This window comes from Spiroplasma endosymbiont of Monopis laevigella (assembly GCF_964019975.1).
Classification (GTDB): domain Bacteria; phylum Bacillota_I; class Bacilli_A; order Mycoplasmatales; family VBWQ01; genus Spiroplasma_E; species Spiroplasma_E ixodetis_A.
Genome location: NZ_OZ026473.1, coordinates 180,358 through 197,030, shown reverse-complemented (window position 1 = coordinate 197,030; position 16,673 = coordinate 180,358). Strand labels below are relative to the sequence as shown.

Sequence of the window (16,673 nt, the reverse complement as noted above, 5' to 3'; positions counted from 1 at the left end):
AATCTAATTTATTTTGTTTACATGTTCAACAAAAATATTTTTTCATTATGAGTTGAAATTTCCTTATAAGAAGTAACTAGATAATTAATTGGTAAATCATCATGTTTATATGGATTATTTATTTTAAAACCTTTTCTGTTTTCTTCTCACGTAATGTTATATTTAAAACAAGGATTAGTAATTTTAGTTTTGTTATCTGTTATTTCACCTATAAATCAACTATTATGCTGTTCATAAAATTTTAATGGTTCAAGTTTTATATCATTAAGATAATATTCTTTTGGAGCAGTTGGTTTATTAACAGTTATTTTTTGGTCTTTAATATATGGTTCTAATAATTTTATTAATTCATTACCACTTAATTCTCTTTTAATATTTTCTAAATTAAAAACTCAATATGTGTAACTGTTATCAACAATAAAAGAATTATTTTTAATCATTCATTTTGGAAGTGATAATTTATATTCAACATAATCAATAAGAATAGATTGTGGTTTATCTTTAACAATTTGTTCTTTTTTAAATTCTATTTGCATAATAATCCTTTCCTAATATGTTCTGTTGCTTCTAGCATAAAGAACATATATTTTGATTTTTAGATTATTAATAATACTACTATTCGTTTTATTCATTCCAGAAATTCTGGGCTCAAAAATTTTTCAAAAAAAATAAAAAATAAAACCAACACTTGCTCACTGGTGAGTGGCAAGGTTGGTTAAATAAAGAATAGAATTAATATAGTAGGTTCCCTAGTAGGTCTATATATACTAGTTTCCAATTCGCTCCCACCCCAAGAATTACCATTAAATGGTTAGTATAATTTATTAGGTATCACTCCACTTTTTATTTATTCATGCAAGTCCACATGTTCTAGCTACTATTTTTAACAACTGTGTTGTAGTTCACTTTTTTAGTTCCCTAACACGTGTTGATAATAGCGTTAAAGACGGTTATTAAAAATTTTAAAATTTTACAATTACAAAAAAAGACAAGATTATTTCTTGTCTTTTTCCTTGTTAATAATTTTTATTTTATCTTATAAAATCTATATTTTTTAAAATACGTCGAATATAAATTTAAGGGTAAAAGAGAATTTAATTTGTCTATCATCATTTTTAAATGGTAATTTCGGAAATAAGTTACTAATATGATAATTAATTATTTCGTAACTTTGACAACCGCCCGTTGTTTTTTAGTAAATCATGAAACTTGTTGTAAAGTAAATGCTTGAATTTGTGCTTTTGTGAAATGTGGTATTTGTTTGGCTGTAAATGCTTGAATTTGTTTTTTATTAAACATTTTAATATGTTTTTGGGTAAATTCTTGTATTTGTTCTGCCGTTAGTAACTGCAGTTGTTCTTTAGAACCCATTTCAATATTGTATAAAAAATTTAATGATAATATATTTTTTAAAATTGGTTCATTGATACCATTTTCTAATGTTAATGCATTATTCACTGGTATCAATGTCTCAACATTATTGCTACTTATGATACTCGAAGATGAGTTATTAAAGTTTAATAAATTGTTTGGCATATTTTTGCTCCCTTTTAAAAATTAAAAACTATTATAAAGTAATAGTTAAATTTAAATAAAATTATATTGATTATTTAAATTATACGTGTATTTTAATATTTTTAATTTACTTAATCAATCAAAAACTTTCTTCCATAATGAATAAAATAATTATTAATTACAACAATAAAAAAAGAGTAAGACCTTTTACTTACTCTCTAAATTAATACTGCTTATGTTTTATTTTCTAAATGGCGGTCTTGACGGGGATCGAACCCGCGATCTCCTCCGTGACAAGGAGGCGTATTAACCACTTTACCACAAGACCGTGGTTGCGGAGACTGGATTTGAACCAATGATCTTCGGATTATGAGCCCGACGGGATACCACTTCCCCACTCCGCGATGTATAAAATTTAATAATAATGGAGGAGGCTGAGGGATTCGAACCCTCGAGCACTTGCGCACTGACAGTTTTCAAGACTGTTCCCTTCAACCGGACTTGGGTAAGCCTCCGAGTATTTAAGTATGGTGGACCCTATCGGATTCGAACCAATGCTCGCCCGGTTATGAGCCGGGAGCTTTAACCAACTAAGCTAAGGGTCCTAGACTATGGTAGCGGGGATGGGACTCAAACCCATGGCCTCTCGGGTATGAACCGAACGCTCTAATCAACTGAGCTACCTCGCCAGTTTTAGTTTAAATGTTTAAACAGATATATAAATGGTGGACCCTATCGGGATCGAACCGACCACCTCCTGCGTGCAAGGCAGGCGCTCTACCAAATGAGCTAAGGGCCCTTGTTTTTAATAATGGTCGGGAAGACAGGATTCGAACCTGCGACCTCTCGGTCCCAAACCGAGCGCTCTACCAAGCTGAGCCACATCCCGATGGTGCGCCTGGCAGGACTTGAACCCACAACCTTTTGATCCGTAGTCAAACGATCTATCCAATTGATCTACAGGCGCATTTAATTACTAAAATTTATAGTAACTCATTAAATCATTAAACCTAATCAATTATAACTTATTAAAAGTAATATTTACAAGTATATTTGCAAATATTATTAATATTTTGGAGGAGCCGATCGGATTCGAACCGACGATCAAAGTTTTGCAGACTTATGCCTTAAACCACTTGGCCACGGCTCCAAATATAATTAAAAAAATTTAAAGACTTTTCAATATTACCAAGACTAGTTACTATTTGCAACTTGTTTTACAATATTATTCATAAAATATTAAATATTTTTTTATTATTTATTTCACTAATTAAAATCTTATAAAGTTATTTATAATTAATTATTAAATTAAATAATAAAAAAAGCACAATTGTGCATTTAATTTATGGTGGAGATGGCGGGGATCGAACCCGCGTCCAAAAGTTAACTGACTAACTGTATCTACAGTTTAGTATAATTTAGAAAAATCACTATTTAATAATAAATTATACGAAATTATGAATAGCTAGTTAATGGAAATTCGAAAAAATTTATTAACATCATTTTTTCTAGTTTATCCTTATGATACGTTACTAATATTGATAAACTTGCTATTAGCAACGGTAGTATTTACTTCTTAAGTAATTAAGCAGGTAAAACTGCTTGATTTCCTAAACCAAATCCAAAGTTGTTTAACTTTGTTGTGAATCAGTTAGGTACTACGGTTTTAGTTTGTTTTCCGGTTATGAAACCTCGTAGTATTATGGTATACCAAACCACTGCCACAATTAGTTGTTCACTCCTGTCGAAACCAGAACATCCCCGTTAATATTATACATTACTTTCTAATATAAAGCAATTTTTGGTTTTCTTAAAAATTACTAATAATTCTTTCAAATTTTCATCATAAATTATAAAATCTAAAAATTAAAATTTGGCAATTTATCAATGCTATTACTAATTCGAGAATTAATAGCAAAATTATCATGAATTATTACTTTTGAAACATTTCATTGTGATAAATTTTGATCAAACGTTATTGCACCAGCAAACATAGAATGATGCATAGTTATTACATTTGAAACATCTCAACCCGAAATATCTTGATTAAATGATGAAGCACTTTGAAACATCTGTTTTGTACTTGTTATTTCTGATGGTAACTGATCTGGTACTTTTTGAATTGTTTTTGGCATTCTGACAACTTGAATTTCTTCTTTCTCATTTTTATAAAATCCAATTTGAATGATTTCAGTAGTTTTTATATCTGATAAGTCTATTTTACTAGTTGTTTGCTCTTCTCCATTACTATCAACGTAAATTGTATCTTGTTGTTGTACTATTGTATATTTATAACGATTTGATTGTCTATTTGAATTTGGTGGTTTAGGTAATAAAATCTTTGGATTAAATTGTGATTTTATTTTTTTTATTTTTCATTTTCTTCCTCGTTTTTTGCTTCTATATCAGAAGTATACAAAATACCAGCAGTGGCTCCACCAACTAAAGTAGTACCACCAACAATGGCAGTAATAATTTTCTTTTTTTTACTTTTTCAGACATAAAAAACCTCTCTTAAATTCTTAATTTTTTTATAATGGCATGACCATATTTTATATAATTTTATGTAATAAATTATTTAATATGCTTAAATTTTATTTCAATAGTGATTTGTTAAAACATTTTGAAAATATTAAAAAAAATAAAAATCCCACTTCATAATTACATTTTATTTATGGTCTAAAAAATAATCATGAAATAGTTTATTTTATTATTTATTATAATAAATTCAATATTAAATCATATATAAATAGTTTTCTATAAAACCAAGAAATATTTTTATATATTAATATTTTAATTAAAATTTCAGGCTTTATATAAAATTCCTTGAGAACCACCAGCATAAATTGAACCATCTGGACCAACAGTTAACGCAAAAATATGATCATTAGTATTTTTTATTCCAGATAATTCAGAAAATGAATCTTGCTGTGCTAATTTTTTATATACTTTATTTGAATCAATACTAGCATATAAATCATTATTTTTATCTAAGAGTAAACGTTTAATCTCATGATTTGGATTCGTTTCTAAAATTGCATTATAAGTTCTATTTTTAATTTTATATACATTGCCAATTCAAGAACCAGCATAAACAATATTATCATTATCAACTACTAAACTACTTATCTGATTAGCATCTGATCTTTGCTCAAAAATACTAAATTGACCACTAATTCCATCGGTTTTATAAATCTTACCACCATAATTAACACCAGCATAAATTGAACCATCTGGACCAATTGCTAAACTTCTAATATAATCTCCATTTGTCCCAGAAATCAAACTAACATTACCAGTTTGACCAATACTATATACACCAATGTCATTACCAGCATAAACAATACCAGTTGTTTTATTAATTGTTAAGCATGAAATTCAACGTGGTGAATTTTCTGATAATATAATTTTTGAAAAATTATGGATACCATCACTTTTATAAACTGTACCATTATCACTACCAACATAAACATTATCTTCGGCATCAACCACTAAATTTCTAAGAGTTGAACCTCTTTCTATTTCTAACATTAACTCCAATCCCGTTGGTGTAAGCTTATAAACTTTATCTTCTTGTGTCCTAAAAATATTACCTTGTGAATCAACACCCAAATCATAAATATTTTCATCTGCTAATTTTTGAGGAACAAAATTAATAATATTATATTGTAAAGTTACTTCACCTACATAGTTATTCTTACCAATGATCGTAACAGAACTTACACTATATTTTTTAATATCAAAATTTTCAATAGTTAGTAATGCAGCTTTTTTATTTACTTCTTTAATTCCTATTAATAAACTCATTTTAGATGGCATTAGATCTTTTCCACTATTAACTTTTCCCAAATTATATTCAGTAATGATATCAGATAAGTCAATTGCACTATATTGTTTTTCTAAAATTGTTTTATTTTTAATATTATTATTTTCAAATTTAGTTTTTTGTGAAGTTGTTTTTAAAACATCCTCAGTTAAATTTCCTATGGTTGTTGATAATGTTAAAGCACCTACTGCTGCTAATAATGTTTTCATATTAAAAACCTCCTTTTTATTTTTATAATTAATTTATAGAAACATTAAATTAATTATAAAAATAAAAAATAATTATAAATTAAATTTTAATTTATACATATACAATATGTATAATTAATATTTTAAAACTTTAAAAAGAAACTACAAGTATTTTAATAATTAACACTTTAAATATAATATCTAAAAATAAACTTATTTTGTAATTAAAACATGATGCTTTTCTGTCACTCAATAATTTGAAGAAAATAACGTAATAAATATTAAACTAATAACAGTTAATAACGCAATACTATTACCAATATAAAACATTATTTCGTTATTTAAAGTAATTAAATTATAATTAATAAAACTATCGAGTAAATCAACACTACAAGTTAAAATAGCTATACATGATGCATAAATTCCTGTGATAGGCATTAATTGTCGATAATTTCAATCTAAAACCAAACTATATACAACAAAACTACAAATACCAAAAGCAATATTGGATAAAATTTGTGAAATCAAAACTGCTTAAATATTATTAGTTACTAAACTAACCATAATACTTACTATATAAATCCCAAAACCAAAATATAAAGCAATATTAGCACTGAAAAAATAATATAATCATCATCCCAATAAAAAAACACCAATTACTTGTGGCAAAGTAGTAAATAAAGTTTTATAAACATGCCATCTTTGATCAATATTACTTATTCTATAATTAAAAAATTGAGAATTCATTAAATAATAAATTAAATAAATAGTTAATCCAAACATAATTAAAATTATTATTTTTCATTGAGAAAAAGTTTTAATTTTTTTTAAAACTATTTCATCGTGCATACCCATATTTTTTGGATCTTCTCGTAAAAGAAAAGACATGAAAAAAGTCAAAATGAAAAAACACAAAGCAGCAATAATGAAATAACTGATTTTTGAAATTGTAATAGTTGAAATATTAAATGTGAGCATATTAATTGGTATAATAATTAAACTTGCCAATAATCCCAGAACAATAAGTATAGTAAAAGTTAAAAAAGCATGTGATTTTACAAAATATTGTTCATTGAACATTAATTCATGAACTCCCAATGATGCAGTACTCATTCCTAACGCAATATTTAACAAAATCAAAGATCATAAATTTGGTACAATTAAAACTAAACAGCAAGTAACCAAAAGTCAACTATGCATTCATCAAATATACAACTTTCTTTTTTTAAATTTTGCAGTAAAAAAAGTAGCTGGTATAGCAAAAATAATTACAGTAAGCGAAATAATCACTGTAATACTAATTGCTTCAGTTACTAAATTAGTTAATGATAAAACTAAAAAATTATTAATAGCTTTTAAACTATTAATACCAAGATAAAGAAAAAAATAATAACTAATAAATAATCATTGTCACTTATTTATCTTTTGCTTAAAAAGAAAAAATAAATAAAAACTTGTAAATAAACAAAAGATTATTAAGAAAGGTAATCATATTATCATAGTTTTTTCCTTTCTTAATTAAATTATTATTGGAAATGTTTAGTAATCTGTGTAACTTACAAAAATAACTATGTTTAATTAATTCTAGTAAATATAATTAAATGACTAGAAAGAGTGAGTTACAGATGGCTAAAAAAGATAACTTTAATAATAATGATCCAATATCAAAAGCAGTAGATTTATTACTAGAAAATACTGAAGATTTAACAACAGTTTTTAAACCTGGCGGTTTATATAAAGAATTAACAAAAATATTAGTTGAAAAAATGTTGAATTCTGAAATGCAAAATTATTTAGGATATGAAAAAAATCAACATAGTACTACTGAAAATGCTCGTAATGGTACAAGTTCAAAAAAATTAATAACTCAACAAGGTAAAATTGAAATTGATGTACCAAGAGATCGCAATAGTAATTTTACTCCTGTAATAGTTCCTAAAAGGCAAAGAAGATTTGATGGTTTTGATCAACAAGTTCTTTCCTTGTATGAAAAAGGAATGACATTATCTGACATTAGAATGCAGTTGCAAGAGTTATATCATGGTGCTGATATTAGTGAAAGTGTTATTAGTCAAATTACTGATGATGTTATTGATGATGTTAAAGCATGACAAAATCGACCATTAGAAAGTATTTATCCTATTGTTTATTTTGATTGTATAGTAGTTAAAGTACGACAAGATAAACGGATTATTAACAAATCAGTTTATATAGCATTAGGAGTTGATTTAGAAGGCAAAAAAGATGTTTTAGGATTATGAATTAGTGAAAATGAAGGTTCTAAGTTTTGATTATCTAATTTCACAGAAATGAAAAATCGTGGCTTAAATGATATTCTTATTGCTTGTAGTGATAATTTAACAGGCATGTCAGAAGCAATACAATCAGTTTATCCTAAAACAGAACATCAATTATGCATTGTTCATCAAATTAGAAATAGTTTAAAATATGTTTCATACAAACATCGAAAATGTCTAGTTGCAGATTTAAAACCAATTTATAGTGCATGTAGTGAAGAACAAGCAATGCAAGCTTTAGAATCGTTTGAAAGTAAATGAAATAAACAATATCCTCAAATTACTAAATCTTGATATAAAAATTGAGATAATTTAATGGTTTTTATTAGTTATCCAGTAGAAATCAAAAGAGTGATTTATACTACAAATGCTATTGAATCTGTTAATAGTCAATTACGAAAAATCATCAGAAATAAAAAAGTTTTTCCTAATGATATGGCAGTTTTCAAAATATTTTACTTGGCAATTGAAAATATAACAAAAAAATGAACATTGCCTATTCAAAATTGAAATACAGCAATTGCTCATTTTATGATAAAATTTGAAGACAGAATTAATCTAAATTAGTAACTTTGTAAAACAAAGATATACAGATTATTAAAAAGCCTCTTATTATTTTTTGATTTGTCTTACTGCATCACGATTTTTAATCGTCTCTCTTTTATCATAATTTTTTTTACCACGAGCCAATGCTATTTCTAACTTTGCTCTACTTTTACTATTTAAATATATCATTGTTGGAACAACAGTTAAGTTTTTTTGCTTTTGTTCTTGTTGAATTTTTTTAATTTCACGAGCATTTAAAAGTAATTTTCTTTTTCTTAATGGATCAAGTATATAACTAGTAGTAAATTTATAAGTATTAATGTTCATATTAATAATATAAGCTTCATTATTACTAAAAGTTACATAACTATCCTGTAAAGATACATTACCTAAACGAATTGATTTAATTTCAGAACCAGTCAAAACAATTCCCACTTCTAATTTTTCTAATAATTCATAATTAAAGTACGCTTTTTTATTTTTTGCAATTATTTTCATTGTTTCCACCATTATTTTCATAAACTTTATAATTAGATTATATAATAATAATTTCATAAATACCGAAATACTTACTTAAATTTGTTTTTTATTAAGAACATGCTATAATCTAATGAAGGTTAGATTAATCAATAGTTTTTCTAGCAATGATTAATGTAAAATTAAACATAAAATTAATATTTGTTGTATAGCGACCCAAGAAATAGATTTTATATTTGTTTTACGGGTTTTTGTTAATTTTATATATTAATAAACAACTGAAAGGAGTCTAAGGACATGGGAGGAGAGTTAAATACTAAAGCAACAACAGTAAAAAATAGTCAATTTTATCAAGGCGATTTGGGTTTTGATAAAAATAATAATGATAAAGTAATTATTTATAAAATTTTAACTGGTAAAAAACTTGAGGTTTGTAAAATTATTATTGATGAACAAAATCATATTTTAAAAATTTCTACTAAAACGGAAATTATTAATGAAGATGAATTTGAAATTTACACATTTGCTTTAGAAGCAGATACTGCTGATTTTATCTTAAAACTTATTGCTAAAAATCAAATTAATACTGAAATTAATTATGCATTTATAAATAATATTGAAGATTCTTATAATATATCTGAATCAGACTCATTAGAAGAAAAAAAGAGAAAAATTAGGAAACTCTTTTAACTATTTATAAATTTCTTCTCAATTATAAACTGAACCATAACACAAAGCTTTAATTTTAAAATCATTGTTATTATTGATAATTTCTAAAATAGTTTGGGCAATAGAAATCCCTGAGGCAACTATATCATCAATAATAATAATGTTTTTTTTATTAAAAAAATTAATATATTTAGGTAATAAATGAATCTTATTAGTAATTTCCATTTGTCTTTCGCTAACTTTTAATTTATTTTCTCAAAATTTACGGTAGTTATCAACTTGGAAAATATTATTAATAAATAATATTTTATAATTTAATTTTTTTTTAATAATTTTAACTAATTCAATTATTACTAATTCTAAACTACTAACTGAAGTAGGTTTTTTTGGCATCATAATAAAATAATCTAAATTTTCAAACAAATTAAATTTTTGACCAACTTCAAATAAATTAGTTGCTAATCTTATTACAATATTTTGTTCAATATTTACTTGCTTAATTAAGTTATAATCTTCATTAACTCATAATAAATCCGGATATTGTTTTAAACCTGGTGATTTAAAATAATTATAATAATAGCATTCAATGTTAAGATTGCTTTGTTGAATTAATCTTTTTTGCCCTTGTATTTTCATTTTTTTACTCCATTTTTCTTTTCACTTTTATTTTTTTTAACTTTACCATTTAGTTTTATCTTTTTTCTATATTTAAAATTATTTGCTTTATACATTTTTGATGATTGATTATTATTATTTTTATCACGGTTTTTATTTTGCTGACCATTTTCTTCTAAAATAAAATCAATAGTTCTAGCAACTTTATTTGCACTTTTTACAAGAACACTGACCTTTTGACCAAGAGCATACTGTTTTCGTTTTCTTTCACCAAACAAAATCATTGCTTTTTCATTAAAAATATAATAATCATCAGTCATGTCTGCAATTCTAATTAAACCCTCAATTGTATTATCTAACTCAACAAATAATCCAAAACCAGTTACACTAGAAATTATACCTTCAAATTTATGACCAATAAATTGCATCATGTATTCTGCTTTTTTCATTTGATCTACAGCTCGTTCACACTCTAATGCTTTTAATTCCATATTACTAGATTGCTCAGCAGCTCAATTAGTAAAACTTTGATATTTCTCAATTATTTTAGCATTTATTTCTCTTTTAACTATATATTGACGCAATAAACGATGAACTATTAAATCGGGATAACGTCTAATTGGCGAAGTAAAATGTGTATAATAATCACTAGCAAGTCCAAAATGGCCAATACATTTATTAGTATACTGTGCTTTTTCCATACTTCTTAATAATAAAGTTGATAAAACTTGAAATGTTGGTAATTGTTTTAAAGAATTTAATAATAATTGTAAATCTTTTGAACTAATATTTGTGATTTTTGGATTTAATTTAATACCCATTAATTTCAGAATTGTAACCATTTGATGCATTTTTTTAGAACGAGGATGTTCATGAACACGATAAATAAAAGGTAATTTCATATCAAATACAGTTTTAGCAACTACTTCATTAGCTCTAATCATAAAACTTTCAATTAATTTTTCAGCGATATCACGAGTTCTTAAAATAATATCAGTTACTTCTCCATTATCGTTAATAATTGTTTTTGCTTCATTAATTTCAAAATCAATTACTCCAGCATCTTGTTTAAACTTTCATAAAATTTGGTGCAATTCTTTTGCTTTTAGTAACATTTCTCAAATTTGTGGATGTGTTTTAATAAAATTTGGATTTTTACCATTATATCCATCATTTACTTCCTCATAATTCATTCTTCTTGCTGATTTCATAAATGCCTGATAAATTTTATGTTTTACTGTTAAACCATTCTTATCAATTTCCATATCACAAACCATACATAAACGTTCTACTTGTTCATTTAAAGAACAAATACCATTTGATAACTGCGTTGGTAACATAGGAATAACACGATCTGCTAAGTAAACAGATGTACCACGAGTAAATGCCTCTTCATCTAAAGGACTATTTTCTGTTACATAATGACTAACATCAGCAATAGCTACAATTAAACGATAATTACCATTAACTAGTTTAGTAACATAAATAGCATCATCAAAATCTTTAGCATCTTTACCATCAATTGTAACTAATAACTCTTTAGTCAAATCAATACGACCAATTTTATCTGATTCTAAAACTGTTAATAGCACCTTATCTGTTGCTGTTAATGTTTCAACATCAAATTGTGCTTTAATACCAATTTCATAAATAACAGCTAAAATATCAACACCAGGATCATTAATATTACCCAAGATTTTAGTAATAGTAACATTAAAAATATTTTGTTCAAAATTTTTAATTTTTGCAACAACAATATTATTTTCTAACGCTTTATCGGGGTTTAAAATATTAACTTCATACTGTTGTAACTTTGCATTTTGAATTAATAATGTTTTTACTTTCGTATCTGCATTAACAATAACAGTACCAACAAGAAGATTAGTATCACGTTTAATAATTTTTAATACTACAGCCTCATAATTCTGATTATTAATTTTTACTAACTTACATAATACTTCATCATTATTTAACGCATTATTTATGTTTTTTATATTAACGTAATATTCTTCTTCACTATTTAATAATTTAACAAATCCAAATCCTTTTTTAGTAATTTGAATTTTGCCAATAAATAAATTATTATTTTTTAGCATATAAAATTGTTGTTCTTTATTTTCCAAAATAATTTCACTATTTTTCAATTCTTCTAAATCAGCAATAAGTTCTTGCTGTTGATGATGATTAGTAATATTAAGTTTCACTGTTAAATCAACCGTTGATAAAGGTGTAATACTATTTTGTAACTCATTAATAATCTCTTGCTTCATTTCAATCAATCCCAACTTTATCCTAATTATATAATTAATTATAATCTATCTTTTAAAATTTATAAAAAGGCACATTTTAGTGTGCCTTTTTATAAAATAATTATCATTAATTTATAACTCCAATAGTATTAATAAGAATTCTTACTATTATTGCCATAGTAAATAACGATATACCTAATACTAAAGTGGCAATAGAAAATAACTTACTTCAACCACGTTCTTTAGTACTAGCAAATAATTCTTGATTACCCCCACTTAAAGCACCAAGTCCATTATGATTTTTTTTACCTTGTAATAAACCTAAAATTACTAATAATATAGCGATAATTAAGGCAATAATTTCAAAAGCAAAAATAATGTTTTGACTCATTTTGTCACTTCCACTTCTTTATAATATTATTAATTTTACACTTAATTTTACTAAAAATAAAAAAAATTTCATAATTATTATTATGACTTATTCCAAAATTAAAATTTTAATTATGAAATAATCCTAATATGTTATGTTTTATAATTCTTTTACAGGAAAAATTTATTAACTTTATTCTGGTTCAATTTCTAAGTAATTTCCAACAGCATTTGTTACAATCTTTCATCCATGTTGATTTGTCATCATATAAAAAATGTTTATTTCTGAAAAATTATTATACATAACTTTAACTAAATTTTTTAAATTACTATCACTTAAACTATTTGCTAAGGTTCCTATAAATTGCGGAAATTTAGTAATTTCACTTAAAATTTTTTTTTCAAAAAGTTGATAGTCATCTTTATTATCTTGATAAATTTCTGCTAATCTTATTCACATATCATTACTAATACCTAATTTAATTTTGCTTGATTCTGTATATTGTGGAGTTTTATTGTCTAAAGGTACGTAATATTTTTCTATTTTATTATATTGATTATGGGAATTGATATCAGCATTATGAGCATGGGATCAATTATACGCTAAATATGCTATTCCACCAACTATAATTACTCCACCCACAACTCATCCAATAGGTCCTCCTTCAATCATAACAGATGCACCACCTTCAACAACCTCTTCGCCAATAGCAATGGCTCCTTCCTCACCAACTTCTAATAAAGGCACCGCTTCTTCTGTTTCAACTACTGTTGTAGCTTGTGGAGAACTTATTCATTTAACAACTTTATATGCAGGTGGAATACTCATAGTTGTGGTAGTGGCTAGACCTTTTAATAAATATTCATTTTTATTAGGTGTTATAAAAACGATTCCGTATTTATGCAATTCAACAATTTTTTCAAATTGTGCTCAACTAGCATCAGTAAAATGTTGTCCATAAATTTCTGTTAGTTTTTTTCTTGCATTATTTTTACTTTCTGTAGATGTGGTGTGATAAATATCTAATAATTTTTGATCAATAATTTGTGTTTTTAAAATATCACACTTTGGTTTCTGATTTGTTCTAGAGTATGTACTTTGATTACTGTGTTGATTTCTATTTCTAGAACTAGTTCCAATGTTAAAAGATTGTTCAGATGTTGATGGCAAAACAGCGCTTCCACCTGCTGAAGGTGAAGGGGTTGTTGTTGTAGTGGTGTGCGAATTACTTGGTCTATAATTTGATATATCTTCAAGGGTAGTAAAAGTATGGATGGGTTACACTTTATTGGACACTAATTACATAGACAAGTGAACAAATTAGTTAAAAGAAAGGAATTATAATTATGGTCACTATTAACTCATATTCAGATGAATTTAAAAAACAAATAGTAGCTTTATATCAAAGTGGCAAATCAGTATCTTGCCTTGTTAAAGAATACAATGTTACAAGAGCAGCTACTTACAATTGAATTAAGCAATTTACTAATTCAGGTAGTTTTAAAACTAAAGATAATCTTTCAGATTTAGAAAAACAATTAATTCAAGCAAATAAAGAATTAAAACAGTTACGAATGGAAATTGATATTTTAAAGCAAGCAGCACTAATAATAGGCAGAAAGTAGAGATTATTGCAAATAATAAATCTAAATATAAAATTCGCACAATGTGTCATTTTTTAAAACTCTCTAAATCAACATATTATTTTAATTTAAAGAAAAAAAATAAAATTCAAAATAATATTTATGAACAAGCTGTTATTAGTGCTTTTAAAGAAAATAAAGAAGTTTATGGTACTAGAAGATTAAAAGTCATACTAGCAAACCAAGAAATTTATTTATCACGCAGAAAAATTAAAGAAATTATGAATAAGCATAATTTAATATCAAAATACACTAAATTATCATTCAAAAATTATCATAATAAAGTCAATGATAGTCAAATAACCAATCTTGTTAATAGAAACTTTAATAATAGAATTAAAAATGAAGTTATTGTTAGTGATTTAACTTATGTTCAAGTTAATGGTAAATGAAACTATATTTGCCTATTAATCGACCTATTTAACCGCGAAATTATTGGACATAGTGTTGGAGTTAAAAAAGATGCATCATTAGTATATCAAGCATTTATGCAATCAAATCACTGTTTAAAAGATATTGAAATATTTCATACTGATCGCGGTAATGAATTCAATAATAAAACTATTGATAAACTTTTATTAGCTTTCAACATAACTCGATCTTTAAGCAAAAAAGGATGTCCTTATGACAATGCTGTTGCTGAAGCAACTTTTAAAACTTTCAAAATTGAATTTATTAATGATAAAAATTTTACATCATTAATCCAATTAAAATTAGAATTATTTGATTACATCAATTGATATAACAACATAAGAATTCACAGTACTCTAAACTACCTAACTCCAGTTAGTTATCAAAAACAAATGTCTACCAAAAAATAGTCCTAAAAAGGGTTGCCATTCCACTATACCAGCCGCAAAATCGAAATGAAAAACTAAATCAGGATTTAATTCTCATAATCTCTCCATAATAGTACTCGGATCATTACGTCTAATTTGTCCTAAATTAGTATTTCTAAGTAAAGTTGATAATCTTACGCTTTGTTCATTAATAGTAAAAGTTACATTTAAATCACTATCAAAAACAATATGAGGATTATTCTGTTGAAAATCATAAACATTTTCTGATAAAATTTGAAAATTATTTATGCCTATAGGATGTCTATTTGTAAAACTAGGATAACGTAAATGCAAATCGGGATTTAAAAAATTTAGTCTCTCTATTATTGTTAATGGTGCATTATCTAACAATTCTCCTAACTCAGTTCTAATAAGAATCCTTGATAATGTTAATCTTTGAGGTGTAAAGTTAATAGTAAAATTTAAATTTTTTGGAATATTTCTTGCGGGATTTTGATCGTAAATGTTAATACCAGCATGCACTGTTGCATTAATATTTGTAATGTTTTCAAATTCAATATTTTCTAAAAATCTTCTCTAGATAAAATTGGATGATTAATTTCTCTTAATCTTTGAATAATATGTTGTTTATCATTCGATTCAATTTGACCAATATTAATTGTTGTCATTGTTTTTTGTAAACTTGGTGGAGTTTGCCTTTTAACTTTTTTTTTGTAGAATTTACTCTTTCATCTTTTTCTTCTAATTCATTTTCTATTTCAGTTTCTATTTTAGTTAAAGTACCACTTTCAGCAGGAATACCACTAGTTAATGCAGTTGATGCAATGATTGTTTTAATAATTTTCTTTTTCATAATATAACCCTCTCTTTAAATCTTTAAATTTTTCATAGTGTAATCATTTTATATGATTTATGAAATAAAACAGATTTGATATAAAAATATCGGGGTTTTAGAAATTTAAAATATATTCTTTGATAATTAGAAAAAACACAACATATTGATTTATATCATTAATATTTTCATCAACATTTCAATATTGATTTGAGTTTTTAAGTAGTCATTAATTTATTTGGATTTTTTTATTTTTATTACTTAATGAGTTTTATTTTTTAACTTTTTTAATAAATTTTTCTTGATTTTTAAAAAGTAATATGATGATAGTTTTGGTTTAATATATTTTGTTAGATATTTAATTATTTTTTTCCGTCATTAATAATTTTTAATTTTGAAAAAATATTTAATTTATTAATAAAATCCTTTCATGTCAAAACTAGTGTTAATTATATAACCAATTGTTTTTAGAATACATTCAGTTTTTTTAAAATTAATGTTCTGGTAAAAAATCTAAGAAACAAGAATAAATTATTCCAAAAACAACATATTAACTATTTTATATATCTTTCAACGATGAAAGTCCATTTTTAAGTAAAAAATATATGTTATAATTTAATAAATAAGTAAAAAATATTATAGTTAG

At 25.1% G+C, this 16,673-nt stretch carries 16 protein-coding genes, 9 tRNA genes and 1 other RNA gene; 3 read left to right on the top strand and 23 right to left on the bottom strand.

The annotated features are described in order from the left end of the window. Positions 1-17: 17 nt before the first annotated feature. The 16 genes from AACK94_RS01165 to AACK94_RS01090 form a co-directional block, all read right to left on the bottom strand. On the bottom strand, positions 18-536 hold the full coding sequence (locus AACK94_RS01165) for a hypothetical protein (protein ID WP_338973560.1): 519 nt from the start codon (positions 534-536) through the stop codon (positions 18-20). Between the two features lie 622 nt (positions 537-1,158). After that, the gene (locus AACK94_RS01160; RefSeq protein ID WP_338975865.1) at positions 1,159-1,536 is read right to left on the bottom strand and encodes a hypothetical protein; all 378 of its coding nucleotides are present in this window, start codon (positions 1,534-1,536) and stop codon (positions 1,159-1,161) included. Between the two features lie 231 nt (positions 1,537-1,767). Then, positions 1,768-1,843 (bottom strand) — tRNA-Asp (locus AACK94_RS01155). A gap of 1 nt (position 1,844) precedes the next feature. Next, positions 1,845-1,919: transfer RNA gene (locus AACK94_RS01150), tRNA-Met, on the bottom strand. A gap of 21 nt (positions 1,920-1,940) precedes the next feature. Continuing rightward, positions 1,941-2,030, bottom strand: a tRNA-Ser gene (locus tag AACK94_RS01145). 13 nt (positions 2,031-2,043) lie between these two features. After that, positions 2,044-2,120 (bottom strand) — tRNA-Ile (locus tag AACK94_RS01140). Positions 2,121-2,127: 7 nt separating this feature from the next. Then, a tRNA-Met gene (locus AACK94_RS01135) sits at positions 2,128-2,204 on the bottom strand. A gap of 34 nt (positions 2,205-2,238) precedes the next feature. Further along, positions 2,239-2,314, bottom strand: a tRNA-Ala gene (locus AACK94_RS01130). Between the two features lie 13 nt (positions 2,315-2,327). Next, positions 2,328-2,404: transfer RNA gene (locus AACK94_RS01125), tRNA-Pro, on the bottom strand. A 1-nt stretch (position 2,405) separates the two neighbouring features. Continuing rightward, a tRNA-Arg gene (locus AACK94_RS01120) sits at positions 2,406-2,482 on the bottom strand. Between the two features lie 107 nt (positions 2,483-2,589). Then, positions 2,590-2,665 (bottom strand) — tRNA-Cys (locus tag AACK94_RS01115). Positions 2,666-2,861: 196 nt separating this feature from the next. Then, positions 2,862-3,278, bottom strand: a transfer-messenger RNA (tmRNA) gene (gene ssrA, locus AACK94_RS01110). Between the two features lie 96 nt (positions 3,279-3,374). After that, positions 3,375-3,650 (bottom strand): BspA family leucine-rich repeat surface protein, encoded by a 276-nt coding sequence (locus AACK94_RS01105; protein WP_338975864.1) that lies wholly within the window; start codon positions 3,648-3,650, stop codon positions 3,375-3,377. 658 nt (positions 3,651-4,308) lie between these two features. Beyond that, complete coding sequence (locus AACK94_RS01100; RefSeq protein WP_338975863.1) at positions 4,309-5,550, bottom strand: WD40 repeat domain-containing protein; 1,242 nt, start codon at positions 5,548-5,550, stop codon at positions 4,309-4,311. Positions 5,551-5,742: 192 nt separating this feature from the next. Then, positions 5,743-6,057 carry a hypothetical protein gene (locus tag AACK94_RS01095; protein ID WP_338975862.1) on the bottom strand — a complete coding sequence of 105 codons (315 nt, stop codon included), beginning with the start codon at positions 6,055-6,057 and terminating at the stop codon, positions 5,743-5,745. A 6-nt stretch (positions 6,058-6,063) separates the two neighbouring features. Then, positions 6,064-7,029, bottom strand: coding sequence for a hypothetical protein (locus tag AACK94_RS01090; protein WP_338975861.1), 966 nt, complete (start codon positions 7,027-7,029; stop codon positions 6,064-6,066). A 125-nt stretch (positions 7,030-7,154) separates the two neighbouring features. Between AACK94_RS01090 and AACK94_RS01085 the strand changes: the two genes are divergently transcribed. Next, positions 7,155-8,393: an IS256 family transposase gene (locus tag AACK94_RS01085; protein ID WP_338976304.1), complete on the top strand. Its 1,239-nt coding sequence runs from the start codon at positions 7,155-7,157 to the stop codon at positions 8,391-8,393. A gap of 45 nt (positions 8,394-8,438) precedes the next feature. On the opposite strand, the gene smpB is transcribed toward AACK94_RS01085, so the two are convergent. Continuing rightward, positions 8,439-8,870, bottom strand: coding sequence for an SsrA-binding protein (gene smpB / locus AACK94_RS01080; RefSeq protein WP_338961046.1), 432 nt, complete (start codon positions 8,868-8,870; stop codon positions 8,439-8,441). Between the two features lie 276 nt (positions 8,871-9,146). Here smpB and AACK94_RS01075 point away from each other — a divergent pair, with 276 nt between their 5' ends. Continuing rightward, a complete protein-coding gene (locus AACK94_RS01075) occupies positions 9,147-9,539 on the top strand; it encodes a hypothetical protein (protein WP_338975859.1) in 393 nt (130 codons plus the stop codon). On the opposite strand, the gene AACK94_RS01070 is transcribed toward AACK94_RS01075, so the two are convergent. The 4 genes from AACK94_RS01070 to AACK94_RS01055 all read right to left on the bottom strand — a co-directional run bounded on the left by AACK94_RS01070 (position 9,540) and on the right by AACK94_RS01055 (position 13,922). Next, positions 9,540-10,154, bottom strand: a complete 615-nt coding sequence (locus AACK94_RS01070) for a hypothetical protein (RefSeq protein ID WP_338974055.1) — start codon at positions 10,152-10,154, stop codon at positions 9,540-9,542. It abuts the gene before it with no gap. Next, positions 10,127-12,403 (bottom strand): ribonuclease R, encoded by a 2,277-nt coding sequence (gene rnr / locus AACK94_RS01065; protein WP_338975858.1) that lies wholly within the window; start codon positions 12,401-12,403, stop codon positions 10,127-10,129. Before rnr ends, AACK94_RS01070 begins: the two co-directional genes overlap by 28 nt. Positions 12,404-12,509: 106 nt before the next feature. Further along, complete coding sequence (gene secG, locus AACK94_RS01060) at positions 12,510-12,773, bottom strand: preprotein translocase subunit SecG (RefSeq protein WP_174480339.1); 264 nt, start codon at positions 12,771-12,773, stop codon at positions 12,510-12,512. Between the two features lie 171 nt (positions 12,774-12,944). Then, positions 12,945-13,922 (bottom strand): hypothetical protein, encoded by a 978-nt coding sequence (locus AACK94_RS01055; RefSeq protein WP_338975857.1) that lies wholly within the window; start codon positions 13,920-13,922, stop codon positions 12,945-12,947. Between the two features lie 176 nt (positions 13,923-14,098). Here AACK94_RS01055 and AACK94_RS01050 point away from each other — a divergent pair. Continuing rightward, a protein-coding gene (locus AACK94_RS01050; protein WP_338975221.1) for an IS3 family transposase occupies positions 14,099-15,216 on the top strand; the annotation gives its coding sequence in 2 pieces (ribosomal slippage) (positions 14,099-14,369 and positions 14,369-15,216; 1,119 coding nt in all). On the opposite strand, the gene AACK94_RS01045 is transcribed toward AACK94_RS01050, so the two are convergent. After that, a complete protein-coding gene (locus tag AACK94_RS01045) occupies positions 15,172-15,717 on the bottom strand; it encodes a hypothetical protein (RefSeq protein ID WP_338975856.1) in 546 nt (181 codons plus the stop codon). The genes AACK94_RS01050 and AACK94_RS01045 overlap by 45 nt on opposite strands. A gap of 82 nt (positions 15,718-15,799) precedes the next feature. After that, positions 15,800-16,048, bottom strand: coding sequence for a hypothetical protein (locus tag AACK94_RS01040; RefSeq protein ID WP_338975855.1), 249 nt, complete (start codon positions 16,046-16,048; stop codon positions 15,800-15,802). Positions 16,049-16,673 lie beyond the last annotated feature (625 nt).